Annotated in this window: 27 protein-coding genes and 1 tRNA gene; 11 read left to right on the plus strand and 17 right to left on the minus strand. The window is 63.5% G+C overall.

Annotation, left to right across the window (positions count from 1 at the left end):
* Positions 1-306 precede the first annotated feature (306 nt).
* The 10 genes from ACNQQL_RS12075 to ACNQQL_RS12120 all read left to right on the plus strand — a co-directional run bounded on the left by ACNQQL_RS12075 (position 307) and on the right by ACNQQL_RS12120 (position 7,587).
* On the plus strand, positions 307-840 hold the full coding sequence (locus ACNQQL_RS12075) for a DNA-binding protein (protein WP_347064265.1): 534 nt from the start codon (positions 307-309) through the stop codon (positions 838-840).
* Positions 841-1,005: 165 nt separating this feature from the next.
* Positions 1,006-1,173 (plus strand): helix-turn-helix transcriptional regulator, encoded by a 168-nt coding sequence (locus ACNQQL_RS12080; RefSeq protein ID WP_162465470.1) that lies wholly within the window; start codon positions 1,006-1,008, stop codon positions 1,171-1,173.
* Positions 1,174-1,181: 8 nt separating this feature from the next.
* A complete protein-coding gene (locus tag ACNQQL_RS12085; RefSeq protein ID WP_347064266.1) occupies positions 1,182-1,478 on the plus strand; it encodes a hypothetical protein in 297 nt (98 codons plus the stop codon).
* A 364-nt stretch (positions 1,479-1,842) separates the two neighbouring features.
* Positions 1,843-2,019, plus strand: a complete 177-nt coding sequence (locus tag ACNQQL_RS12090) for a hypothetical protein (RefSeq protein WP_347064267.1) — start codon at positions 1,843-1,845, stop codon at positions 2,017-2,019.
* Positions 2,012-2,314 (plus strand): hypothetical protein, encoded by a 303-nt coding sequence (locus ACNQQL_RS12095; protein ID WP_347064268.1) that lies wholly within the window; start codon positions 2,012-2,014, stop codon positions 2,312-2,314. Before ACNQQL_RS12090 ends, ACNQQL_RS12095 begins: the two co-directional genes overlap by 8 nt.
* A complete protein-coding gene (locus ACNQQL_RS12100) occupies positions 2,307-2,519 on the plus strand; it encodes a hypothetical protein (RefSeq protein WP_006765346.1) in 213 nt (70 codons plus the stop codon). The genes ACNQQL_RS12095 and ACNQQL_RS12100 overlap by 8 nt, the downstream gene beginning before the upstream one ends.
* Positions 2,512-2,859 (plus strand): hypothetical protein, encoded by a 348-nt coding sequence (locus ACNQQL_RS12105; protein WP_347064269.1) that lies wholly within the window; start codon positions 2,512-2,514, stop codon positions 2,857-2,859. The genes ACNQQL_RS12100 and ACNQQL_RS12105 overlap by 8 nt, the downstream gene beginning before the upstream one ends.
* Positions 2,860-2,869: 10 nt before the next feature.
* The gene (locus ACNQQL_RS12110) at positions 2,870-3,196 is read left to right on the plus strand and encodes a hypothetical protein (protein ID WP_347064270.1); all 327 of its coding nucleotides are present in this window, start codon (positions 2,870-2,872) and stop codon (positions 3,194-3,196) included.
* 127 nt (positions 3,197-3,323) lie between these two features.
* The gene (locus tag ACNQQL_RS12115) at positions 3,324-6,185 is read left to right on the plus strand and encodes a DUF927 domain-containing protein (RefSeq protein WP_347064271.1); all 2,862 of its coding nucleotides are present in this window, start codon (positions 3,324-3,326) and stop codon (positions 6,183-6,185) included.
* A 766-nt stretch (positions 6,186-6,951) separates the two neighbouring features.
* Positions 6,952-7,587, plus strand: coding sequence for a hypothetical protein (locus tag ACNQQL_RS12120; RefSeq protein ID WP_347064272.1), 636 nt, complete (start codon positions 6,952-6,954; stop codon positions 7,585-7,587).
* 207 nt (positions 7,588-7,794) lie between these two features.
* Here ACNQQL_RS12120 and ACNQQL_RS12125 read toward each other — a convergent pair whose 3' ends face one another.
* The 8 genes from ACNQQL_RS12125 to ACNQQL_RS12160 all read right to left on the minus strand — a co-directional run bounded on the left by ACNQQL_RS12125 (position 7,795) and on the right by ACNQQL_RS12160 (position 14,328).
* Positions 7,795-9,012 (minus strand): tyrosine-type recombinase/integrase, encoded by a 1,218-nt coding sequence (locus tag ACNQQL_RS12125; protein WP_347064273.1) that lies wholly within the window; start codon positions 9,010-9,012, stop codon positions 7,795-7,797.
* Between the two features lie 174 nt (positions 9,013-9,186).
* Positions 9,187-9,262, minus strand: a tRNA-Thr gene (locus ACNQQL_RS12130).
* A gap of 19 nt (positions 9,263-9,281) precedes the next feature.
* On the minus strand, positions 9,282-9,803 hold the full coding sequence (locus ACNQQL_RS12135; protein WP_204425565.1) for a ClpXP protease specificity-enhancing factor: 522 nt from the start codon (positions 9,801-9,803) through the stop codon (positions 9,282-9,284).
* Positions 9,804-9,874: 71 nt separating this feature from the next.
* Positions 9,875-10,486 carry a glutathione S-transferase N-terminal domain-containing protein gene (locus tag ACNQQL_RS12140; RefSeq protein WP_006400565.1) on the minus strand — a complete coding sequence of 204 codons (612 nt, stop codon included), beginning with the start codon at positions 10,484-10,486 and terminating at the stop codon, positions 9,875-9,877.
* Between the two features lie 94 nt (positions 10,487-10,580).
* Positions 10,581-11,339, minus strand: a complete 759-nt coding sequence (locus ACNQQL_RS12145) for a cytochrome c1 (protein ID WP_072443911.1) — start codon at positions 11,337-11,339, stop codon at positions 10,581-10,583.
* A 21-nt stretch (positions 11,340-11,360) separates the two neighbouring features.
* Entirely contained in the window at positions 11,361-12,743 is a 1,383-nt protein-coding gene (locus ACNQQL_RS12150; RefSeq protein WP_347064274.1) for a cytochrome bc complex cytochrome b subunit, read from the minus strand.
* Entirely contained in the window at positions 12,743-13,363 is a 621-nt protein-coding gene (gene petA, locus ACNQQL_RS12155; protein WP_034183663.1) for a ubiquinol-cytochrome c reductase iron-sulfur subunit, read from the minus strand. The genes ACNQQL_RS12150 and petA overlap by 1 nt, the downstream gene beginning before the upstream one ends.
* 218 nt (positions 13,364-13,581) lie before the next feature.
* On the minus strand, positions 13,582-14,328 hold the full coding sequence (locus tag ACNQQL_RS12160; protein WP_174417389.1) for a Nif3-like dinuclear metal center hexameric protein: 747 nt from the start codon (positions 14,326-14,328) through the stop codon (positions 13,582-13,584).
* Between the two features lie 21 nt (positions 14,329-14,349).
* Here ACNQQL_RS12160 and ACNQQL_RS12165 point away from each other — a divergent pair, with 21 nt between their 5' ends.
* Positions 14,350-15,555 carry a Do family serine endopeptidase gene (locus ACNQQL_RS12165; protein WP_152859185.1) on the plus strand — a complete coding sequence of 402 codons (1,206 nt, stop codon included), beginning with the start codon at positions 14,350-14,352 and terminating at the stop codon, positions 15,553-15,555.
* A gap of 204 nt (positions 15,556-15,759) precedes the next feature.
* Here ACNQQL_RS12165 and tatC read toward each other — a convergent pair whose 3' ends face one another.
* The 9 genes from tatC to hisA all read right to left on the minus strand — a co-directional run bounded on the left by tatC (position 15,760) and on the right by hisA (position 20,747).
* Positions 15,760-16,548: a twin-arginine translocase subunit TatC gene (tatC, locus tag ACNQQL_RS12170; RefSeq protein WP_072443903.1), complete on the minus strand. Its 789-nt coding sequence runs from the start codon at positions 16,546-16,548 to the stop codon at positions 15,760-15,762.
* Between the two features lie 41 nt (positions 16,549-16,589).
* Complete coding sequence (tatB, locus tag ACNQQL_RS12175) at positions 16,590-17,120, minus strand: Sec-independent protein translocase protein TatB (RefSeq protein ID WP_072443901.1); 531 nt, start codon at positions 17,118-17,120, stop codon at positions 16,590-16,592.
* Positions 17,121-17,146: 26 nt separating this feature from the next.
* A complete protein-coding gene (tatA, locus tag ACNQQL_RS12180) occupies positions 17,147-17,377 on the minus strand; it encodes a Sec-independent protein translocase subunit TatA (protein WP_034183658.1) in 231 nt (76 codons plus the stop codon).
* Positions 17,378-17,471: 94 nt separating this feature from the next.
* Positions 17,472-17,837: a histidine triad nucleotide-binding protein gene (locus tag ACNQQL_RS12185; protein WP_072443899.1), complete on the minus strand. Its 366-nt coding sequence runs from the start codon at positions 17,835-17,837 to the stop codon at positions 17,472-17,474.
* A gap of 31 nt (positions 17,838-17,868) precedes the next feature.
* Positions 17,869-18,261 (minus strand): DUF4870 family protein, encoded by a 393-nt coding sequence (locus tag ACNQQL_RS12190; protein WP_034183656.1) that lies wholly within the window; start codon positions 18,259-18,261, stop codon positions 17,869-17,871.
* Between the two features lie 71 nt (positions 18,262-18,332).
* Positions 18,333-18,698, minus strand: a complete 366-nt coding sequence (locus tag ACNQQL_RS12195; RefSeq protein WP_006485344.1) for a phosphoribosyl-ATP diphosphatase — start codon at positions 18,696-18,698, stop codon at positions 18,333-18,335.
* A complete protein-coding gene (hisI, locus tag ACNQQL_RS12200) occupies positions 18,695-19,111 on the minus strand; it encodes a phosphoribosyl-AMP cyclohydrolase (RefSeq protein WP_047899626.1) in 417 nt (138 codons plus the stop codon). Before hisI ends, ACNQQL_RS12195 begins: the two co-directional genes overlap by 4 nt.
* Complete coding sequence (hisF, locus tag ACNQQL_RS12205; protein ID WP_034183654.1) at positions 19,111-19,884, minus strand: imidazole glycerol phosphate synthase subunit HisF; 774 nt, start codon at positions 19,882-19,884, stop codon at positions 19,111-19,113. The genes hisI and hisF overlap by 1 nt, the downstream gene beginning before the upstream one ends.
* A 107-nt stretch (positions 19,885-19,991) precedes the next feature.
* Positions 19,992-20,747 carry a 1-(5-phosphoribosyl)-5-[(5-phosphoribosylamino)methylideneamino]imidazole-4-carboxamide isomerase gene (hisA, locus tag ACNQQL_RS12210; protein WP_034183653.1) on the minus strand — a complete coding sequence of 252 codons (756 nt, stop codon included), beginning with the start codon at positions 20,745-20,747 and terminating at the stop codon, positions 19,992-19,994.
* Positions 20,748-20,899: the final 152 nt, after the last annotated feature.

Genomic DNA, 20,899 nt, shown 5'->3' on the forward strand with positions numbered 1-20,899 from the left:
TCCGGTGACCGATCATCCGACGGCTCGTGAGAAAATATTGCTGCCGAGCCTAGGATGGCCCCCCGAAAACCGGACACCTTCGCCGGCTGGCTTGGCGCTCTTCAGAAGGTGGCGGCACAGAAGGGTGCACCATTGACTAGTTCAAACAAATCTCGCGCAAATTCAATGAAGTCAGCACGTCCGGGGCTTCGTGCCAGACGTGCAAGTCCTCTCGCTCGCACTCTCCGATCGTTTGCAGCCGCGGCGGCACAACACAGGGCATCACAACCGTTTGCAGCCGCCCAGGGCGAAAGCCCGTTCGGCCAAATGCGGGACCTCATCCCGCCGAATGTCCCGGTAGGTGAAGCCATAGGATTGCTCGCGGGCTTGCTGGTCAAATGCGTCGATTCGGGTAACCCGCGCGCGGCCCAAGAGTTGATGAAACACGAGCTTTTCAACGGGCGCGCGTTGGAAGCTGTTGTGCACTACGCGCGACGTGAGACCGAAACCGCGCTCGTAGGGCGAATCAATGCATTGCATATGCAGATTGCAGAGATTACCGAGCAGCATGACGTATTGCAGGCCCGCTTTGCCACGCTTCAGGTGGAGCAACGAGAGCGACAAGAGCAAGCAAAGCAAAAACGACGCAAGGCTATCAAGCCAGCCCAAGCGGCCCGACTTGCTGGGGCGACAAATACGAAGATCTCAGCTGAACTGACTCGACGGAGGCGCAATGGCGAAGATATCCAAGGTCGTCACGTTTGCTCAGAGATCGCCGCGCGACTTGGTGTTACGGCAGATCACGTGCGCAAGGTAAAGCGGAACTGGCTCAGTGGGTTAAAGCATGACAAACGCGACTGATGTATCGATCGTCTTGTTTGACGCAACCGAAACGCGATTATCGATACGGTAGTCGCGTATCTCGCTTCAAGCTCCGTATTAGCCCGTGCAGTCCCGCACGGTTCCTAGAGATGAGGAGCTTGAATGGAAAATCTGTCGTCAACGTCCGGCAATCGAGTCGTCCGCATGCGACCGCTTATTGAGCGTGTCGGTTTGAGCAAGAGCGAAATCTATCGCCGAATTCAGGCAGGAACGTTTCCCCGGCCAATCGCACTCGGCGTTCGTGCCGTTGGCTGGCTCGAACGGGACGTAGAGTTGTGGCTCGCGACTCGCGCGAAGCGAGGTGAGGCATGAGCGTGAGCGTGAGCGACACGACCAAGTTGGCGGAACAAACCGCCATTGATTTGGAGTCCGCGCGTGCGACGCAAAAGGCCGCCGAAGCCCAGCACTATTGGACATTGGTCGAGCATCAGCATGAGCGCTACGCGTTGGCGCACGAGCATTGTGTTGATACGGATCGTAAGGAAGCGGCCCGCGGCATGATGGCTGCGGCCGCCATTTTCGAGATCGATGGTCGGCGCATGCCTTCTAGATTAAAAAAGGCAGCCGACGTCATCAAGATCGCGGTATTTCTCCTCGATCCGAAGGCCCCTGCATGACTTCGCACCAAAGTCACTTTGCCGTGATGAAGGGCACGGCGAGTCGGCCGCGTCACGCCGTTGCCTCTAGTCTGTCCCTTCCTCGATTTGCGCATTGCGGCGGTGCGCAGTATCCTGTGACCGTCGCTGAGACAACAGCGGCCGGGCGTGGAACCCCGAATCCAAAGGCGGACAACCGCCGCTCAGGCGGTATTTTTTCGTCCGCACGCCTTCGCGCGCCTTCTTCTATGGGTGGGCCTTGGCGGGGACGGCTTCGGCCGTGCCGGTTTCCTTTGGTCCGGTGTTCCAACCCCGTCATGTGCCCGCCCACCCCGATTGGAACCGGGGAGCGGGTTGTAGCCAAACCCAAAGGAGGTCGCACCCAATGCGCCAGTCCATGCACGCCCATACCGGGCAGCAATCCCACCTCATTCAATCCATCGTCCGCGCAGCGCTGCGCGACGCAGCAACCGCCAGCACGTATCAAGACGCACTCGACGCAACCGGTGCGGCACTGGCCGCAATTGCCTCGCTCGTCCGTGCGGAGGTGCGTCATGGCTGACCTGCGCTGCAAGATTGGCGATCTGGCGATCGTCACGAAATGCGATGCTCGCGCGCGCATCGGCATGCTGGTCGAGGTGGCATCGGCTCGCCCGACGCCCGATCACGATTGGCGCGTGCGGATCTTGGGCGGCCCCGTCACGGGGCGCAGCGTCTACGACCGGCGATTCGGCGAGTTCACGCATGCAGCCGTCCAGGACTGGAACCTCACGCCGATTCGCGGCGAAGCGGAGCTGGATTGCACGATCGACGTCGGGCAACTCCTCGCGTCGATTCTGGAGGTGCGCCATGTCTAAATACCGCCTGCCGAACGAAGTCACGATGATCGCCATGTGTGCGGCCCATCAGTTCGCCCAGCTCGAAGCCCTGTTCGATGCTGTCCGTTCGCATCTTGCGGAGGGCACTTACGAGCGCGCGCTCGTCGACATGGGGCAAAGCGTCGCGAGCCGGTATTCGGCCGAAATGCGCCGTACTGCGCAGCCGGAGGTGTGCCATGACTGACCAGCGCATTCGAACCGCGGTTATCAATGGCTTCGATAACGTACCGCCACTCGATACCGGCGCTCCGATCGAGCTGCAATTCGCCGTCGACCTTGGCGCTATCTGCGCCGACGCGTGGCTCGACCTGAAAGGCGATGTGCGGCTGCACGACTATGCGGCGCATCAAGCCGCTGCGTTCGCGCGCGGCATGGAAGCCGCCATGCAGGACGCGGGCGACGTCGACGCGCACCGCGTGACGATCAGCCGGCAAGCGTTCGCGGCCGGCCTGATGGGGCGCGTGCAACAGCACCTGTTCGCGGCGCTCGGCCTCGTCACGCGCGAACCGCGCACGACGCACTGAGGGGGCAGCCATGGCGAAGACGAACAAGAACGCCGTGCAACCGCTCGCGTCGCACTTCGTGGCCGAAGTGAACCGTCCCGACCGCAACCGCATCGGCACGCGGATCAGTGATGCGATGGAGCTGCTGGACAGCCTGCATTGGGCGGCCGACAAGGCCATGTCCGATGACGACTTCTGGCTTGTGCTGAGCCTGTTCCGCGCGTCCCTGCCGTCGATCGGCGCGGCGCTGGAGGCTGCCAACGATGCCCTTGGCGAGTCGCGGCTCGGCCGCTACGTGTACAGCAACGACGTCACGGCCGGCGGTGCGGTTCTGTCGGTGTCTCGCGCGGCCGGCTGAAGCCCCGCCGCTAGGCATCGTCGCATCATTCAATTCTTCGCGCGTCGGGTAGCTGCTTGCCCGATATGGATTACTAATCGGAAGCCGACCGACGCGCGTCCAGTGGGAACCTATGAGTAACGCACCCATGTCCGAATTCGAGCGGGCGAGAGTCGCGCTCGGCTATATTCCGCCCGACGACCGCGACACGTGGAGTCAGGTGGGGATGGCGCTCAAGGCCGAGTTTGACGAGGAGGGCTTCGCCCTCTGGAACGAATGGAGCCAAGGCGCGCAGAACTACAACGGCAAGGACTCGCGCGATGTGTGGAAGTCGTTCAAGGGCGGCAAGATCACCATCAACACGCTGTTCCACCTTGCCAAACAAGGCGGCTTCGATCCGCGTGCGCACCGAGCGAAGCCTGTCGATCCGGCGGAGCGCGAGCGGCAGAAAGCCGAGCGCGCGGCCCGTGAAGCGGCCGAGCTGGCCGAACTGACCGAGAAACAGCAAGCCGCGTCGGCGCTGGCTGAATCGATCTGGTCGGCGGCCGAGCCTGCGCCGGCCGATCACCCGTATCTCGTTCGCAAGCGCATCCCGGTCGACGCGCTACGCGTCTATCGCGGCGGCTTGTGCATCGGCACGGCCGCATGCGACGGCGCACTCGTCATCCCGGCGCGTGACGCGGACGGCAAGCTGTGGACGCTGGAGTTCGTCCTGACGGACGGCCAGAAACGCTATCTGCCGAATGGCCGCAAGGCGGGCTGCTTCTCGCTGATCGGCGGCCCGCTATCTTCTGCGCCGTCCACGCTGCTGATTGGTGAGGGTTACGCCACGTGCGCGACGCTTGCGGCCGCGACCGGCTATCCGGCCGCCGTTGCGTTCGACGCAGGCAACCTGCACGCGGTTGCGATTGCCCTGCGCGGCCAGTATCCGGACGCCCGCATCGTCGTATGCGCCGACGATGACCACACGACGAAGGGCAATCCGGGCGTGACGAAGGCCCGCGCGGCTGCCGAGGCCGTCGCCGGCATCGTCGCCATGCCCGACTTCGGTCCGAACCGCCCGGCGGCCGGTACCGACTTCAACGACCTGGCTGCGCACGTCGGCCCGGATGCGGTGGCCGCTGCCGTGCGCGCTGCGCTCGCGCCGGCCGGCTCGGCTGACGTCGGCAAGGGCAAAGTCGCTCCAGCCGCTGCGAAACCCGCCAAGCGCCCCAAAACGGCCCGCGCGCAGGACGGCAAGTCACGGTTCGTCGTCGACGACAAGGGCGTGTGGTTTCACGGCTTCAACAATCAAGGCGATCCGCTTCCGCCGCATTGGGTCAGCACACGTATCGACGTGATTGCGGAGACGCGAAACGAGATGAACAGCGAGTGGGGCTACCTGCTCGAATTCACGGACCGCGACGGCATCCTGAAACGGTGGGCGGTGCCGGCCGGCCTCTTTGCCGGCGATGGTACGGAGCTGCGCCGCATGCTGCTCGATATGGGCGTGAAGCTCGGCGTGACGCAGATCGCCCGCACGCAGATCGCGAACTATGTGCAGATGGCGCAGCCGGACGAGCGCGTGCGCTGCGTGCCGCGCGTCGGCTGGCATCACGGCGCGTTCGTGCTGCCCGATCGCGTCATCGGCACCGGCAAAGAGGCGTTGATCTATCAGGCCGATACGCCGATCCAGAGCCAGTTCAAGGAGCGCGGCACGCTGGACGATTGGCAACGAGAGGTCGCGGCCTACTGCGTCGGCAATAGCCGGCTGCTGTTCTGCGTCGCTACCGCCTTCGCTGGTCCGTTGCTGCACTTCTCCGGGCTTCAGTCGGGCGGCTTCCACTTGCTCGGCACGACGTCCAAGGGCAAGTCGACGGGCGGCGTCATCGCCGCGTCCGTGTTCGGCTCGCCGGACTACGTGCGGAGCTGGAAGGCGACCGACAACGCGCTCGAAGCGGTCGCCACGCAGCATAGCGACGCGCTGCTGATCCTCGACGAAATCGGGCAGGTCGAGCCGCGTTTGGTCGGCGATGTGATTTACATGCTCGCGAACGAGTCGGGCAAGGCCCGCGCGTCGCGCAGCGGTTCGGCAAAGCCGGTTCTCACGTGGCGGTTGCTGTTCCTGTCGAACGGCGAAAAGAGCGTGTCCGCGCTGATGGCCGAAGGCAACAAGCCAATGAAAGGCGGTATCGAGGTGCGCTTGCCCGCGATCCCGGCCGAGGTCGGCGAAATGGGCGTCGTGGAGAAGCTGCACGGTTTCCCGACGCCGGCCGCGCTGATCGAGCATCTTGAGCGGCACGCCGGCATGCACTACGGCACGGCCGGCCCCGCGTTCATCGAGTGGGCGTCGTCGCAGGCCGGCGAGCTGGCCGAGCATCTGCGCATGCGCGTCGACGAGCTGGTCGGGCAATGGGTGCCGGACGGCTCGCATTCGCAGGTCGCTCGCGTCGCTAAGCGGTTCTGCCTCGTTGCGGTTGCCGGCGAGCTGGCGACGGCGCACGGGCTGACCGGCTGGCCGCAGGGCGAAGCGGTCGAGGCTGCGCGTCGCTGCTTCGAAGGCTGGCTCGAACTGCGCGGCGGCACCGGCAACTCGGACGAGGCGGAAGCCGTGCGGCAGGTACAGCATTTCCTTGCCGCGCACGGCGACAACCGGTTTGTATGGATGAACCGGGCGCAGGACGACCATCGGCCGAACGTGCCGCATCGAGCGGGTTTCAAGCAGCACGTGAAGCGCGACGAGCGGCGCACGCCCATCGCCTCCGATCGCGAGTATTACGCCGAGTTCGGCGGCAAGATGAGCGCCGACGATGCGGAAAGCGTCGAGACGGAATACCTGATCGAAGCGGCCGTGTTCCGCAAGGACGTGTGCGCCGGCTTCGATCACAAGATCGTCGCCAAGGCACTGATGAAGCGCGGCGTGCTGATGCCACGTAGCGACGGCTATCCGTACCGGCAGGAGTACATCCCCGGTCACGGCAAGTTCATGGTCTATCGCGTGTTGCCGTCCATCTTCACGCTCGAACTGTGAAAGACGCCGCCGCCGTCCGGGAGGGCGGTGGCGGGCATTCCTTTGCGCGGCATTTTGGGTCCGTGCGTCAAAGTTACTTTGAGCGATACGCGCCAGACGGAACCGGGCGGGCGGCTGCCGCGAATCTTGCCGCTACCGTAACAATCCGGACTGGTTTATCTCCAGTATCTCCAGCGTTCTCCAAATCGTTTGGAGACACGCGATGCCTTACCCCACAAGGCTTTTCGGCCGATTCAGGCGTTTATCTCCAAATCTCCAACTCGTTTTGCACTGAGCGGACAGACGTCGACCGTCCGCGTTGACCGCGAAGCCTGACGGGGCGCGGTTCTCCGGGATTTGACGGGCGTCGACAACCTGTTTTGGAGGGGGGGTGTCCGCGATGCGCCCCGATCGGGCATTGTTGCGCCGGCCGCAAGTGTCGAGGCGGCCGGAAAGCGGGGGACCCTGCGTCTAGGGCAAAGACGCGGGGGCTCACACCCGCGTCTTTTCTCTACCCCCGACACGCCATGGGGGGTCATATTCATACCGAAATGCAGGGAGCCGGCAGTGCCGCGGCATTTCTGAAAAATCGGTGGGAAATGCGCGGCAAGGGGGTCATATGAAGCTGGGCTAGACTAAACAGCTAGCGTCAGATCGTCTGACTCGGTTCGGCCATGAACGGCTATAGATGAATGGCCGCTTTCGGGTCACCCACACGGGCCCGTGTTAGCCTTGTTCAACAGTTGCCCGCAGGCTGTCCAAGAAGATCAATGAGGAGCACCACTGTATGCGAACACCCGTTGCCATTCGCGACGAATACCTGGACTCGTTGGCTCACATTCGCGTCGCTTACGACAAAGTGTGCAGGGAGGTCGGAAGGGGGCACCTATTCACGTTCCCTGACGTGCACAAGTTGTCCGAGGGGCTATTCATCAGCGCGTTGACCTACTGGGAGGCGTTCTGTAAGGACCTCATCACGACGGACCTAGCGACGAGTACTGTCGGAGCTCTTTGCTCGGAAGTGAAGACGTTCCGAACAAAGAACGCCCCCTATCGATTGGCCGAGCGGATCTTGAACCATCCAGACCATCCCGCGAAGTTCGTTGAGTGGTCGAGCTTCCAGACGTTCGTCGATCGTGCGAATGCTCACCTCGGAACCGGGCATCGGTTCGCTCTACCGCCAGCCACAGTGCAGAACCTGACTAAACTAAAGAAGATCCGAAACGCCATCGCGCACAAGTCCGACAAAGCTTGGGCCGACTTCTCGGCCATGATTCGAGCGGCACCGTTCAACCTCACGGGCCCACAGTGCAGAGGCGTGACGCCGGGACGGTTCATTTACTCGACTCAGTGGTCCGGAACGACCGTGATGCGCCACACTTTGACGACCCTGGAGAACGCAGCGAACACCCTCGTTCCGTAGCTCGCGATGCAGCCCCCATCGTCTGGTAAAGGCTTCGGCGGAGCCTAGAAAGCAGCGGCAGCGGTCCGCCCTTTTTGCGTTTTGCGAGTGACCGTTAGCGGGCGAGTACAACGGGAAGTTGAGTGGCTGCTTCAGGTCGATCACTGCCCTTGATGAAGTGGCGGCCAAGCGATCTCGGACCCGACACTGACTCATACGCGCAGCGGTCTATCTTGCCGCCGCGATCGGGATGATCTGCGCCCCGCCTTGTTTGTCGAGATAGTCCGCCCACCACTGCATCATGCGATGGCGCTCGGACAGATACTCGGCATGGTTGTATGCCGCCCGCACACCATCCTGCTCTGAGTGCGCGAGCTGGCGCTCGATCCAGTCGGAATTGAATCCCTTCTCGTTCAAGATCGTTGACGCGAGCCCCCGGAACCCATGCCCGGTCATGCGACTGCGATAGCCCATACGGTACAGAGCGTACAGAATCGTGTTCTCGCTCATCTGCTGCAACGGTCTACGGCTGTTCGGGAACAGCCAGCGACGGTGGCCCGTTAGCGCGCGCAGCTCGGAAAGCAGCGCGATCGACTGCTCGGCGAGCGGCACGATATGCACGCGGCGCATCTTCATCTTCTCGGCCGGAATGCGCCACTCTCGGCGCTCCAAGTCGATCTCGGTCCACTCGGCCTGCCGCAGCTCAATGGTGCGAACGAATGTCAATGCCAGGAATCGCAGAGCGAGCCGGGTCTCGGGCTCGCCCTCATAGGAAGCGATCGAGCGAAGCAACTCCGGCAGTTCGTTTTCGCCGACTCGCGCCATGTGCTTGACGGGCACCGCCTTCAATGCGCCTCGCAGATCCGGCGACGGATCTCGCTCGGCACGGCTCGTCGCGACGGCATAGCGAAACACTTGGCCGCATGTCTGCAACGTCTTCCGCGCCGTCTCGAACGCCTCTCGGCCTTCAATTCGTCGAATGACCGCGAGCAGATCCGGTGCGCCGATCGAAGAAATCGGACGTTGGCCGATCAGGGGAAACACCTCGCGATCGAGCTGCTTCTTGACTCGGCTCGCGTGCGAAGCACTCCATGTCGCTTGCTGCGCCTCGTACCACTCCAGCGCGACGGCCTCGAAGGTGTTCTGTGCGGCAATGGTGCGAGTCTGTTTCTCGACGTCACGCTCGAACGCAGGGTTCTTCCCTTCCGCTAACAGCCGCTTTGCTTCGTCACGCCTCGAACGAGCATCAGCGAGCGACGTCGCTGGATAGTCACCGAACGTCAGCAGATTTTCTTTGCTATTGAACCGATATTTGAGCCGCCACTTCTTCGAACCGCTGGAACGCAGATCAAGAAACAGGCCGCCACCGTCGAAGAGTTTGTTTCCCCCGGCCGCATCAAACTTCGCGTTGCGGCACTTGGCGTCGGTAAGAGGTTTGGTTTTCATTGTGCGCCGGGGGTACGGCATACCCCCAAATTGCCAAAGTCATACCCCAAATCTTACCCCCAAATTTCGGGGATGCCCCGGCCTTTCACGGGACGTCCTGAAACAAAAAACCCGCGTCAGCGCTAGGCTGGACGCGGGTTTTGGGACTTCCGGGTACTACTTGAAACTAGTGTTTGGTGCCGGCTGCAGGACTCGAACCCGCCACCTGATGATTACAAATCAACTGCTCTACCAGATGAGCTAAGCCGGCGTAAGCGCGAGATTCTACCTCATTTCACGATCTTGAGGCGAGGTCTGGAGCCGCCTTTCGAGCCGTCGCCGTCGGTTTTCGGCGGTTCGTCGGCACCTTCGGAGGGTTCCTCGTTCGCGCCTCGCTCCGCGACCGGCGTCAGTGCGGCAGGCGATTCGTCGCGCTGCACATCATCCGCCTGCGCGGCTTCATCGTCGAACGTGCCCGAATCCTCACCTTCGCCCGCGACCGCATCGACCTGGAACGCCATCCCCTGCCCGTTCTCGCGCGCATAGATCGCGAGCACGTTGGCAACCGGAATCTCGATCTTGTGCGCCTTCCCGGAGAACCGGGCAGTGAACTCGATCCACTCGTTGCCCATCTGCAACTGGCTCGTCGCCTCGAAGCTGATGTTGAGCACGATCTCGCCGTCACGCACGAACTGACGCGGCACGCGCGTCGAGTTGTCGACCCTCACCGCGATATGCGGCGTGTAACCGTTATCGGTGCACCACTCGTACAACGCGCGCAGCAGATAAGGCTTCGTTGAAATCTCTTGCATCACAATCCTCGAACCCGGAGCGGGCGCGCGGCACGCCGCGCCGCCCTCTCCGTCTTGCCTTCATTGCATCATCAACGACGCATGACCTTTTCGGACGGCGTCAGTGCTTCGATATAGGCCGGACGGCTGAAGATCCGTTCGGCGTACTTCATCAGCGGCGCAGCGTTCTTCGACAGCTCGATGCCGTAGTGATCCAGGCGCCACAGCAGCGGTGCGATCGCGACGTCGAGCATCGAGAACTCCTCGCCGAGCATGTACTTGTTCTTCACGAAGATCGGCGCAAGTTGCGTCAGGCGATCGCGGATCGCGAGGCGTGCCTTCTCGTGATTCTTCTCCGCTGCCTTGCCCTTCTCGTTCTCGAGCGTGCTGACGTGAACGAACAGTTCCTTCTCGAAGTTGAGCAGGAACAGGCGCGCGCGTGCGCGCTGCACGGGGTCGGCCGGCATCAGTTGCGGATGCGGGAAGCGCTCGTCGATGTACTCGTTGATGATGTTCGATTCGTACAGGATCAGGTCACGCTCGACCAGGATCGGCACCTGACCATACGGGTTCATCACCGAAATGTCTTCCGGCTTGTTGAACAGGTCGACGTCACGGATTTCGAAGTCCATGCCCTTCTCGAACAGCACCAGCCGGCAACGCTGGGAGAACGGGCAAGTTGTGCCGGAATACAGAACCATCATATTTGCGTTTCCTCAAAAAAGCCGAGGGCCGGCACGCGGCGAAACCCCTTTCACGGGTTCCGCGTTGCGCCGGCCCCACGCCGGTCAGGCGTGTTTACTTGATGTCTTTCCAGTACGCGGCATTGAGCCGCCAGGCCAGGAAAGTCAGGACACCGAGAAAGACCAGCACCCACACGCCGAGGCGCTTGCGGGTATGCTGGGCCGGCTCGGACATCCATGTCATATAGGCCACCAGGTCGGCAACCGCAGCATCATAGTCCGGTGACGACAACGTCCCCGGCGTGACCTGCTGGAAGCCGACGAGCGTGTGGACCTTCTCGCCCGTCTCCTCGTCCGTCTTGTCTTCGAATTTGGCGATGCGCTGCCCCTGCAGTTGCCACAACACATGGGGCATGCCGACGTTCTCGAACACCGCGTTGTTCCAGCCGGACGGCCGCGTATCGTCGCGGTAGAAACTCCGCAGATACGTGTACAGCCAATCGCGGCCGCGCGCGCGCTCCTCGACCGACAGGTCGGGCGGCGAGGTGCCGAGCCAATTCTTCGCGTCTTCGGGCCGCATCGCGACGGACATCGTGTTTCCGACCTTGTCGGTCGTGAACAGGAGATTCGTTTCGATCTCCTTCTGGGATATGCCCAGATCCGTCAGACGGTTGTAGCGCATCAGGTTCGCGCTGTGGCAGTTCAGGCAATAGTTTACAAACAATTGCGCGCCGTGCTGAAGCGAAACGAGATTTTCCGTGTTATCGGGCGCCCGGTCGAGCGGAAAATTACCTTCCGCCCGCACGGCCGGCGCCACCAGCAGCGCACACGCGGTCGCCCCGATCAGCGCGAGTGTCGAAAGCAGTTTCTTCATGTCGTTCTCTCCTCGCTCACGTTAATGGGGCTTGAAGCGCACCCGCTCCGGCGGCTGCTTGAACGTGCCAAGCGGCGTCCAGACGGGCATGCCGAGGAAGAACGCGAAGTAGATCAGCGCGCAGGCCTGCGCGATCAGCGTCGCAGCCGGCGATGGCGGCCGCGTGCCGAGGAACGCGAGGGTCAGGAACGCCGCGACGAAGATCCCGAGGAACACCTTGTGAAACAGCGGCCGGTAGCGGATCGACTTCACCGGGCTGCGGTCGAGCCACGGCAGGAAGAACAGCGTGATCACCGCCGAGCCCATCACGACGACGCCCCAGAACTTCGACTCCGTCAGGTACATGAACACGACGATCGCCGCGGCCAGCACGGGCAGCCCGGCCTTCCACTTGCCGCGTGCGCGGATCAGCGCAAGCACGCCGAGCACCGCGATCACGATCATCAGCACGATCTTGAACGGGTCGGTGGTCGCGCGCAGCATCGCGTAGAACGCGGTGAAGTACCAGACCGGCGCGATCTCGGGCGGCGTCTGCAGCGGATTCGCCGGAACGAAGTTGTTCGCCTCGAGGAAGTAGCCGCCCATCTCCGGCGAGAAGAACACGATCAGCGCAAATACCATCAGGAACACGCACACGCCGAGGAAATCGTGCGCCGAGTAGTACGGATGGAATGGGATGCCGTCGAGCGGAATGCCGTTCTCGTCCTTCTTCGCCTTGATCTCGATGCCGTCCGGGTTATTCGACCCCACTTCGTGCAGCGCGACGAGGTGCGCAATCACGAGGCCGACCAGCACCAGCGGAATCGCGATCACGTGGAACGCGAAGAAGCGGTTCAGCGTGACGTCGGACACGACGTAGTCGCCGCGAATCCACAGCGACAGGTCCGGGCCGACGAACGGGATCGCCGAGAACAGGTTCACGATCACCTGCGCACCCCAGAACGACATCTGGCCCCACGGCAGCAGATAGCCGAAGAACGCCTCGGCCATCAGGCACAGGAAGATCGCGCAGCCGAAGATCCACACGAGTTCGCGCGGCTTGCGATACGACCCGTACAGCAGCCCGCGGAACATGTGCAGGTAGACGACCACGAAGAACATCGATGCCCCGGTCGAGTGCATGTAGCGGATCAGCCAGCCCCACGGCACCTCGCGCATGATGTACTCGACCGACGTGAACGCGAGCGTCGAGTCGGGCTTGTAGTTCATCGTCAGGAAGATGCCCGTGACGATCTGGTTGACGAGCACGAGCAGCGCGAGGGAGCCGAAGAAGTACCAGAAGTTGAAGTTCTTCGGCGCGTAGTACTCGGAAACGTGCTTCTTCCACGTGGACGTGAGCGGGAAGCGCTGGTCGATCCAGCCGGTGAGACCTGTCGTGGAGACTTCCTTGTTGTCGGCGGCCATCACGCTTCTCCTTTCTCGTCCTTGCCGATCACGAGGGTCGTCGCCGACGTGAACATGTAGGGCGGGATGTCGAGATTCTGAGGCGCCGGCTTGTTCTTGAACACACGGCCGGCGAGGTCGTAGGTCGAACCGTGGCACGGGCACAGGAAACCACCCGGCCAGTCGTCCGGCAGGTTCGGCTGCGGACCCGGCGTGAAGCGTTGGCTAGGCGTGCAGCCGAGGTGCGTACATACGGCCATCACGACGAGAATGTTCTTGCGATCGGTCCGCGCGCGATACTCGTTCGCGCAATACGCGGGCAACGGCATCGAATACGGGGACTTCGTGGTCGGATCGGCCACTTCCTTGTCGGCCTTGACTACGTCGGCCAGCATCGAATCGGTGCGATTCAGGATCCAGACGGGCTTGCCGCGCCACGGCACAGTGACCATCTCGCCGGGCTTCAGGCTGCTGATGTCGACCTCGACCGGTGCACCGGCCGCTTTCGCTTTCGCGGACGGCGCAAGCGACGCCGCGAAAGGTATGACGGTGGCTACGCCTCCTACGCCACCTGCTACGGATGTCGCAATCAGCCAGGTACGGCGGCCGCTGTCGACGCGTTTCTCTTCCTTGTCTCGCATCACACGCCCCACTTCTGAGTTGGATTTTCCGTCACGACTTTCCATTCCGCCGCTAGTTTGCTCGAATGGAGTCGTCATTTACAAGGCCCGGAGATGAAAATCCCTTCGAAGTGATTGATAGTTAAGGGTTATCCCCCACTATCGGAGCGATTAAATCATTTCTGTTTTAAGCGTTTGCTACATTGCGGAATTTCGATGCGCTGCCGCAAATCCGTCGTTCAGACCGGATTATGAATATCGATAAAAAGGTGTTCGAGATCGAATTCTTCCGACAAGTGGGCGCCAAGCGCCTGGATTCCGTAGCGTTCGGTCGCATGGTGTCCTGCCGCAACGAACGCGACACCGCTTTCGGCGGCTGTGTGCGTCACGTATTCGGACACCTCGCCCGTCAGGTATACGTCCGCGCCGGCGTCGATCGCCGCGTCGAAATAGCTCTGTGCGGCGCCTGTGCACCACGCGATGCGGCGCAGCTGCAGGTCCGGATCGCCAAGCACGAGCGGCGTGCGGCCGAGCGTGCGCTCGACCTTCGCGACGAAGTGCTCGAGCGTGACGGGCATCGGCAGCGTCGCCATCCAGCCGAGGTCGCCGTCGCCGAAACGCTGCTCGCCGATCAGCCCAAGCTTTTCGCCGAGCTGCGCGTTGTTGCCGAACCGGGGGTGCGCGTCGAGCGGCAGGTGGAACGCGAACAGGTTCAGGTCGTTCGCGAGCAGCAGCTTCAGGCGCTGATACTTGCGGCCCGTGATCTGCGGCGCCTCGTTGCGCCAGAAATAGCCGTGATGAACGAGCACGGCATCCGCCCCCCATTCGAGCGCGGCTTCGAGGAACGCGAGCGACGCCGTCACGCCGGTGGCGATCTTCTCGATCTTGCGGCGCCCCTCGACCTGGAGGCCGTTCGGGCAATAGTCCTTGAAGCGCGCGGTTTCAAGGGTATTGTTCAAGTACAATTCAAGTTCGATCCGATCCATATAAACCTCTAATCCATTCAGATGCTTAGACGCTTCTGGCTGTTCTTCGCGCAGGCGGTTACCGTGCTGCTCGCGCTGATGTTCATCGTCGTGACGCTCAAGCCGCAATGGCTGCAACGGCAAGGACAGCTCGGCAAGCAGCTCGCGACGCCGATCGTTGCGCTGCGGGAAGTCGCGCCGGGCATCGGCGGCGCGCCGGCGACCACGTCGTACGCGGAAGCCGCGCAGAAGGCGATGCCGGCCGTCGTCAACGTATTCTCCAGCAAGGACGGCTCGCTGCCGCCCGACCCGCGCGCGAAAGATCCGCTGTTCCGCTACTTCTTCGGCGACCGCAACGCCCGCAAGCAGCAGGACGAACCGGCAGCCAACCTTGGCTCGGGCGTTATCGTGAGCCCTGAAGGTTACATTCTAACGAACCAGCACGTCGTCGACGGTGCCGACCAGATCGAGGTCGCGCTCGCCGACGGGCGTACGGCCACCGCGAAGGTGATCGGCAGCGATCCCGAGACCGACCTCGCCGTGCTGAAGATCAACATGACGAACCTGCCGACGATCACGCTCGGCCGCTCCGACCAGTCGCGGGTCGGCGACGTCGTGCTCGCGATCGGCAACCCGTTCGGGGTCGGCCAGACGGTTACGATGGGGATCATCAGCGCGCTCGGCCGCAACCACCTCGGCATCAACACGTTCGAGAACTTCATCCAGACCGACGCACCGATCAACCCCGGCAACTCGGGCGGCGCGCTGGTCGACGTGAACGGCAACCTGCTCGGCATCAACACGGCGATCTACTCGCGCTCGGGCGGCTCGCTCGGCATCGGCTTCGCGATTCCGGTATCGACCGCGCGCACCGTGCTCGAAAGCATCATCACGACGGGTTCGGTCACGCGCGGCTGGATCGGTGTCGAGCCGCAGGACGTCACGCCGGAGATCGCCGAGTCGTTCGGGCTCCAGCAGAAATCGGGCGCGATCGTTGCGGGCGTGCTGCAGGGCGGCCCGGCCGACAAGGCCGGCATCAAGCCGGGCGACATCCTGGTCACGGTCAACGGCGAGGAAATCACCGATACGACGAAGCTGCTGAACGTCGTCGCGCAGATCAAGCCGGGCACGCCGACCAAGGTGCACGTCGTGCGCAAGGGCAAGGAGTTCGACATGAGCGTCGTGATCGGCAAGCGCCCGCCGCCGCCGAAGCAGACGCTCGACGAACAGGACAGCGACACCGAGTGACGTTCGGCGGGCGGCGCGCCGACGCGTGCCGGCCGCGGGCGAAAATGAAAAAGGGCAGCCGGCGGCTGCCCTTTTGCTTTGCATCGAAGACCTTGTTGCCGAGGACGTGGCCTCAACGCCCGCCTTGCGGCCGCAAACGCCACCGGGCCGCACAGGCATGGCCGAAAGAAGGCCACCCGCCGCGCCCCGCCCGGCGTACCGTCGTCAACTCGCGGCTTCGCCGTTCTCCGCCTCACCCTCTTCGGCCGGCTTCTTCGGTACGAAGAACCGCGCGGCCAGGATCCCCGCCTCGTACAGCACGATCAGCGGCAGCGCGAGCATCAGCTGCGAGAACACGTCCGGCGGCGTGACGACCGCGGCGACGACGAACGCGCCGACGATCACGTACGGCCGGATCTCCTTCAGCTTCTTCACCGTCAGCACGCCCATCCGGACGAGCAGCACGACGACGATCGGCACCTCGAACGTGACCCCGAACGCGACGAACATCCCGAGCACGAAGCTCAGGTAGTTGTCGATGTCGGTCGTCATCTCGGCGCCGAGCGGCGCGTTGTAATGCGCCATCACGCGGAAGATCGTCGGGAACACGAAGAAGTACGCGAACGCCATCCCGCACAGGAACAGGAAGTAGCTGCTGCCGACGAGCGGCACGACGAGCTTCTTCTCGTGCTGGTACAGCCCCGGCGCGACGAATGCCCAGATCTGGTACAGCACGACCGGCAGCGCGATCACGAGCGCGACGAGCATCGTGACCTTCATCGGCACGAAGAACGAGCCCGTGACGTCCGTGACGATCATCTTGCCGTCCTTCGGCAGGTTCTGCATCAACGGCCGCGCGAGCAGCTTGAAGATGTCGGGCGCCCAGTAGACGAGCCCGAGGAACACGACGATCACGGCCAGCCCCGCGCGAATGATGCGATCGCGAAGCTCGACGAGATGGGAAATGAAGGTTTCTTCCGGGGCGTCGCCCGGGTTCTGCTGGGGGTCGCTCACACCGGCCCTCGGTAGGATTGACGAGCGAGCATGCGCTCGACTCAGAAGAACCGCGTCGGCCGGCGCAGGCTGGCCGGCTGGTGGCGCGCGACACGCGCGGCGCCCGACTGCACGTGCGTGCGGCGGGTAATCGCGCGCTTGTACCAGACAGGCGTCGCCGCCTGCTTGACACGCCAGTTGCGGCGCTTCGGCGCGAGCGCGGCCGTACTGCCGCGCCACGACGGCGCCGCCGGCGTGTCGGAACCGTACGACCCGGCATCGCCGGAAGCCTCGTTAAGACCGCCGACCGCGGAATGCCACGTGTCGTTCAGTTCCTTCTCGTGCTCGCGCAGGTTGTCGTGAATCGTCGTCTCGACATTGCGCGCGGCCGACTCGAAATCGGTCTTCATCGTCCGCAGCGCGTCGAGTTCGATTTCGCGCGAGACCTCGGCCTTCACGTCGTTGATGTACCGCTGCGCGCGGCCGAACAACGCGCCTGCCGTACGCGCGACGCGCGGCAGGCGCTCGGGGCCGAGCACCACGAGCGCGACGACGCCGATCAGCGCCATCTTCGAAAGACCGAGATCCAGCATCGAGAATGCCTGTCAGCGTGCCGGCGTTACGCCTTGTTCGAATCGGAACGCGTCGTTTCCTTCGCGTTGACGTCGACCGAGCCAGAGCGCGGCAGTTGCTGCGCGTCGGCCGGCGTTTCGCCTTCCTTCATGCCGTCCTTGAAGCCCTTCACCGCGCTGCCGAGATCGTTGCCGATGTTGCGCAGCTTCTTCGTACCGAAAACCAGCGCGACGATCAGCAGCACGATCAGCCAGTGCCAAATGCTCAATCCACCCATGATGAAACCTCTCCTCAACCACGCCGCTGCGCGGCGCAAATCGCCGGCGACGCGCCGGCTTCGACTATCGATGCGGGGAAAACGCCCCGCGCCGTCAACCCATCCGATGCCACGGACGCGGGCCGGCCAGGATATGCGCGTGCAGGTGGTAAACCTCCTGCCCGCCGCCGGGGCCCGTGTTGATCACCGTGCGAAAACCGGTTTCGCCTCCTGTATACGCGACGCCGAGCTGGTCGGCGAGGCGCGCGACGAGCAGCATCAGCCGGCCGAGCATCGGCGCATCGCCGTCGCCCACCGCCGATAGCGTCGGCAGGTGCCGACGCGGAATCACGAGCACATGCGTCTCGGCCGCCGGGCGGATGTCGCGGAACGCGACGAATTCGTCGTCCTCATGCACCTTAGTGCTCGGGATCTCGCCTGCCGCGATCTTGCAGAACAGGCAATTCGGATCGTGACTCATGTTGCTCCTGCGAAACGCCCGCCGCGGCCGGTCAGAACCACGCCTGCGGATCGAGCGTCTTGTTGTCGTTCAGGTACAGCCAACCCTTGATGATACGGTACAGCGTCCAGATCCATGTGACAAACATCACTGCGAATCCGACCACCACGAACGCCAGCGCGAACCCGATCACGTAGGCGATCAGCGCGCGCCAGAACGTGCGGATCTGCCACTCGAAGTGATCGGCGTACGGCGTGCCGGCCACATCGCCGCGCTTCACGTAGTTGATGATGATCGCGATGATGCCCGTGACGCCGCCCGTCAGCCAATGAAACGCATAGAGGCCATAGAGCACGTGAGTCAGCGTGCGCAACCCGTTCAGGCGTTCGGCGTCCGCGGCCCCCGGCACCGACGGCGGCGGAAACTGGCTTGGCGTATCGGTCATGATGCTACCCCCGTTAGATGACAATTCTTACAGCTTACCGCACTGTCGCCACCGCGGCGGGTCAATGCGTGTCACCCGCCGTTTTCCTCGCGCTCGCGGCGCTTGCGCAGCGCCTTCTCCTCGATGCCCGACAACCCTTCGCGACGCTCGAGCTCGGCGATCACGTCGGCCGGGCTCAGGTCGAAGTGCGACAGCATCACGAGGCAGTGGAACCACAGGTCGGCCACCTCGCCGACGAGCGCGGTCGGCGCGCCGCCTTGGCGCACGTCCTTCGCGGCCAGCACGACTTCCGTCGCCTCTTCGCCGATTTTCTTCAGCACCGCGTCGTCGCCCTTGTGGAACAGGCGCGATACGTACGATTGATCGGGATCGCCGCCCTTGCGGCTATCGATCACCGCCGCGAGGCGCAGCAGCGTGTCTTCGGTCGATTGCGTCATTTGTAGATGTGTTCGGGATCTTTCAGCACCGGTTCGACCGCGACCCAGTCGCCGTCGTCGACGGTGCCCTCGAATTTCTGGAAGAAGCACGAATGCCGGCCGGTGTGGCACGCGATGCCCGACACCTGCTCGACCTTCAGCAGCACGACGTCCTCGTCGCAGTCGAGCCGCACCTCGTGCACGTGCTGCACGTGGCCCGACTCCTCGCCCTTGAACCACAGGCGCTTGCGCGAGCGCGAATAGTAGACCGCGCGCTGCGTCTCGATCGTCTTCGCCAGCGCCTCGCGGTTCATCCACGCGAACATCAGCACGTCGTTCGTCGACGCTTCCTGCGCGATCACCGGCACGAGGCCGTTGTCGTCCCAGCGGACCTTGTCGAGCCACGCGGGCAGGGATTTCGTTTCCGTATTCATCACAGCCTCACCGGAATGCCCTGGTCGGCCATGAAGCGCTTCGCCTCGCCGACCGTGTGCTCGCCGTAGTGGAAGATGCTCGCGGCCAGCACCGCGTCGGCGCGGCCGTCCTTGATGCCGTCCGCGAGATCCTGCAGCGAGCCGACGCCGCCCGACGCGATCACCGGCACCGGCACCGCGTCCGACACGCCGCGCGTGAGCGCGAGGTCGAAACCCGACTTCGTGCCGTCGCGGTCCATGCTCGTGAGCAGGATCTCGCCCGCGCCGAGCTCGGCCATCTTGCGCGCCCATTCGATCGCGTCGAGGCCCGTGCCCTTGCGGCCGCCGTGCGTGAACACTTCCCAGCGCGGCGTCTCGCCATCGGCCGATACGCGCTTCGCGTCGATCGCGACGACGATGCACTGCGAGCCGTACTTGTCGGCCGCGTCGCGCACGAGCTGCGGGTTCGCGACCGCCGACGAATTCATGCTGACCTTGTCCGCGCCCGCGTTCAGCAGGCGCCGTACGTCCTCGACGGCGCGCACGCCGCCGCCGACGGTCAGCGGAATGAACACCTGCGACGCGACCGCTTCGATGATCGGCAGGATCAGGTCGCGCTGGTCGGACGTCGCGGTGATGTCGAGGAACGTCAGTTCGTCGGCGCCCTGGTCGTCGTAACGGCGGGCGATTTCGACGGGGTCGCCCGCGTCGCGCAGCTCGACGAAATTGACGCCCTTGACGACACGCCCGGCGGTCACGTCCAGGCAGGGGATGATGCGTTTAGCTAGAGCCATGATGTTGCGCCAAATGCCGCGATGGGACGGCCGGTTACGGAAGCCTCGCGCGAGGCTTCCGGTCGGGGCCGCCCTGCGGGCAGCCCCGGCGAACGGGACAACCGCGCTTACGCGTTGTCGAGCTCGCCGTTCAGTTCGTCCGCGCGCTTTTGCGCGGCCGCGAAATCGAGATCGCCGGAGTAGATCGCACGGCCGCAGATCACGCCTTCGACGCCGTGCTCTTCCACTTCGCACAGATTCTCGATGTCCGTGAGGTTCGACAGGCCGCCGCTCGCGATCACCGGAATGCCGACCGCCTGCGCGAGCTTCACGGTCGCCTCGATGTTGATGCCCTGCAGCATCCCGTCGCGGCCGATGTCCGTGTAGACGATCGATTCGACGCCGTAGTCCTCGAACTTCTGCGCGAGATCGATCACTTCGTGGCCCGTCAGCTTGCTCCAGCCGTCGGTCGCGACCTTGCCGTCCTTCGCGTCCAGCCCGACGATGATGTTGCCGGCGAACGCGGTGCACGCATCCTGCAGGAAGCCCGGATCCTTCACGGCCGCCGTGCCGATGATCACGTAGGACAGGCCCGCGTCGAGATACTTCTCGATCGTCTCGAGGCTGCGGATGCCGCCGCCGAGCTGTACGGGGATTTCATCGCCGACTTCGTCGAGGATCGCTTCGATCGCCTCGAGATTCTTCGGCTTGCCGGCGAACGCGCCGTTCAGGTCGACCAGATGCAGCCGCCGGGCGCCGAGATCGACCCACTTGCGGGCCATCGCCGCCGGGTCCTCGGAGAAAATCGTGGCCTGGTCCATATCGCCCTGTTTGAGGCGCACACACTGACCGTCTTTGAGATCGATGGCCGGAATCAGCAGCATAGCAATCGGGTATCGTCGTGGAAGAAGAAAAGAATCCGGCGCGTACCGGCCAATCCGGTACCGCGCCGTCTCGCTAGTTTAGTACAACTCTTTCGGCGCATTGGCGCGCGAGCCCCGCAAGACGGGCCTCTCCGGCCCGCCGATTGTGGCAC

Origin of the sequence: Burkholderia sp. LFS061 (genome assembly GCF_047978125.1) — a bacterium.
GTDB classification, from domain to species: Bacteria; Pseudomonadota; Gammaproteobacteria; order Burkholderiales; family Burkholderiaceae; genus Burkholderia; species Burkholderia pyrrocinia_C.

Excerpts from the sequence above, each read along its gene's own strand:
- ACNQQL_RS12080 (WP_162465470.1), top strand. The coding sequence starts at position 1,006 with ATGCGACCGCTTATTGAGCGTGTCGGTTTGAGCAAGAGCGAAATCTAT.
- ACNQQL_RS12195 (WP_006485344.1), bottom strand. The coding sequence starts at position 18,698 with ATGACGCAATCGACCGAAGACACGCTGCTGCGCCTCGCGGCGGTGATC.
- petA (WP_034183663.1), bottom strand. The coding sequence starts at position 13,363 with ATGCGAGACAAGGAAGAGAAACGCGTCGACAGCGGCCGCCGTACCTGG.
- ACNQQL_RS12090 (WP_347064267.1), top strand. The coding sequence starts at position 1,843 with ATGCGCCAGTCCATGCACGCCCATACCGGGCAGCAATCCCACCTCATT.
- ACNQQL_RS12100 (WP_006765346.1), top strand. The coding sequence starts at position 2,307 with ATGTCTAAATACCGCCTGCCGAACGAAGTCACGATGATCGCCATGTGT.
- ACNQQL_RS12185 (WP_072443899.1), bottom strand. The coding sequence starts at position 17,837 with ATGAGTCACGATCCGAATTGCCTGTTCTGCAAGATCGCGGCAGGCGAG.
- ACNQQL_RS12115 (WP_347064271.1), top strand. The coding sequence starts at position 3,324 with ATGTCCGAATTCGAGCGGGCGAGAGTCGCGCTCGGCTATATTCCGCCC.
- hisI (WP_047899626.1), bottom strand. The coding sequence starts at position 19,111 with ATGAATACGGAAACGAAATCCCTGCCCGCGTGGCTCGACAAGGTCCGC.
- ACNQQL_RS12095 (WP_347064268.1), top strand. The coding sequence starts at position 2,012 with ATGGCTGACCTGCGCTGCAAGATTGGCGATCTGGCGATCGTCACGAAA.
- ACNQQL_RS12140 (WP_006400565.1), bottom strand. The coding sequence starts at position 10,486 with ATGATGGTTCTGTATTCCGGCACAACTTGCCCGTTCTCCCAGCGTTGC.
- ACNQQL_RS12150 (WP_347064274.1), bottom strand. The coding sequence starts at position 12,743 with ATGGCCGCCGACAACAAGGAAGTCTCCACGACAGGTCTCACCGGCTGG.
- ACNQQL_RS12165 (WP_152859185.1), top strand. The coding sequence starts at position 14,350 with ATGCTTAGACGCTTCTGGCTGTTCTTCGCGCAGGCGGTTACCGTGCTG.
- hisA (WP_034183653.1), bottom strand. The coding sequence starts at position 20,747 with ATGCTGCTGATTCCGGCCATCGATCTCAAAGACGGTCAGTGTGTGCGC.
- ACNQQL_RS12105 (WP_347064269.1), top strand. The coding sequence starts at position 2,512 with ATGACTGACCAGCGCATTCGAACCGCGGTTATCAATGGCTTCGATAAC.
- ACNQQL_RS12190 (WP_034183656.1), bottom strand. The coding sequence starts at position 18,261 with ATGACCGATACGCCAAGCCAGTTTCCGCCGCCGTCGGTGCCGGGGGCC.
- ACNQQL_RS12110 (WP_347064270.1), top strand. The coding sequence starts at position 2,870 with ATGGCGAAGACGAACAAGAACGCCGTGCAACCGCTCGCGTCGCACTTC.
- ACNQQL_RS12135 (WP_204425565.1), bottom strand. The coding sequence starts at position 9,803 with ATGCAAGAGATTTCAACGAAGCCTTATCTGCTGCGCGCGTTGTACGAG.
- ACNQQL_RS12120 (WP_347064272.1), top strand. The coding sequence starts at position 6,952 with ATGCGAACACCCGTTGCCATTCGCGACGAATACCTGGACTCGTTGGCT.
- tatB (WP_072443901.1), bottom strand. The coding sequence starts at position 17,120 with ATGCTGGATCTCGGTCTTTCGAAGATGGCGCTGATCGGCGTCGTCGCG.
- ACNQQL_RS12145 (WP_072443911.1), bottom strand. The coding sequence starts at position 11,339 with ATGAAGAAACTGCTTTCGACACTCGCGCTGATCGGGGCGACCGCGTGT.
- ACNQQL_RS12160 (WP_174417389.1), bottom strand. The coding sequence starts at position 14,328 with ATGGATCGGATCGAACTTGAATTGTACTTGAACAATACCCTTGAAACC.
- tatA (WP_034183658.1), bottom strand. The coding sequence starts at position 17,377 with ATGGGTGGATTGAGCATTTGGCACTGGCTGATCGTGCTGCTGATCGTC.
- ACNQQL_RS12075 (WP_347064265.1), top strand. The coding sequence starts at position 307 with ATGCGGGACCTCATCCCGCCGAATGTCCCGGTAGGTGAAGCCATAGGA.
- ACNQQL_RS12125 (WP_347064273.1), bottom strand. The coding sequence starts at position 9,012 with ATGAAAACCAAACCTCTTACCGACGCCAAGTGCCGCAACGCGAAGTTT.
- hisF (WP_034183654.1), bottom strand. The coding sequence starts at position 19,884 with ATGGCTCTAGCTAAACGCATCATCCCCTGCCTGGACGTGACCGCCGGG.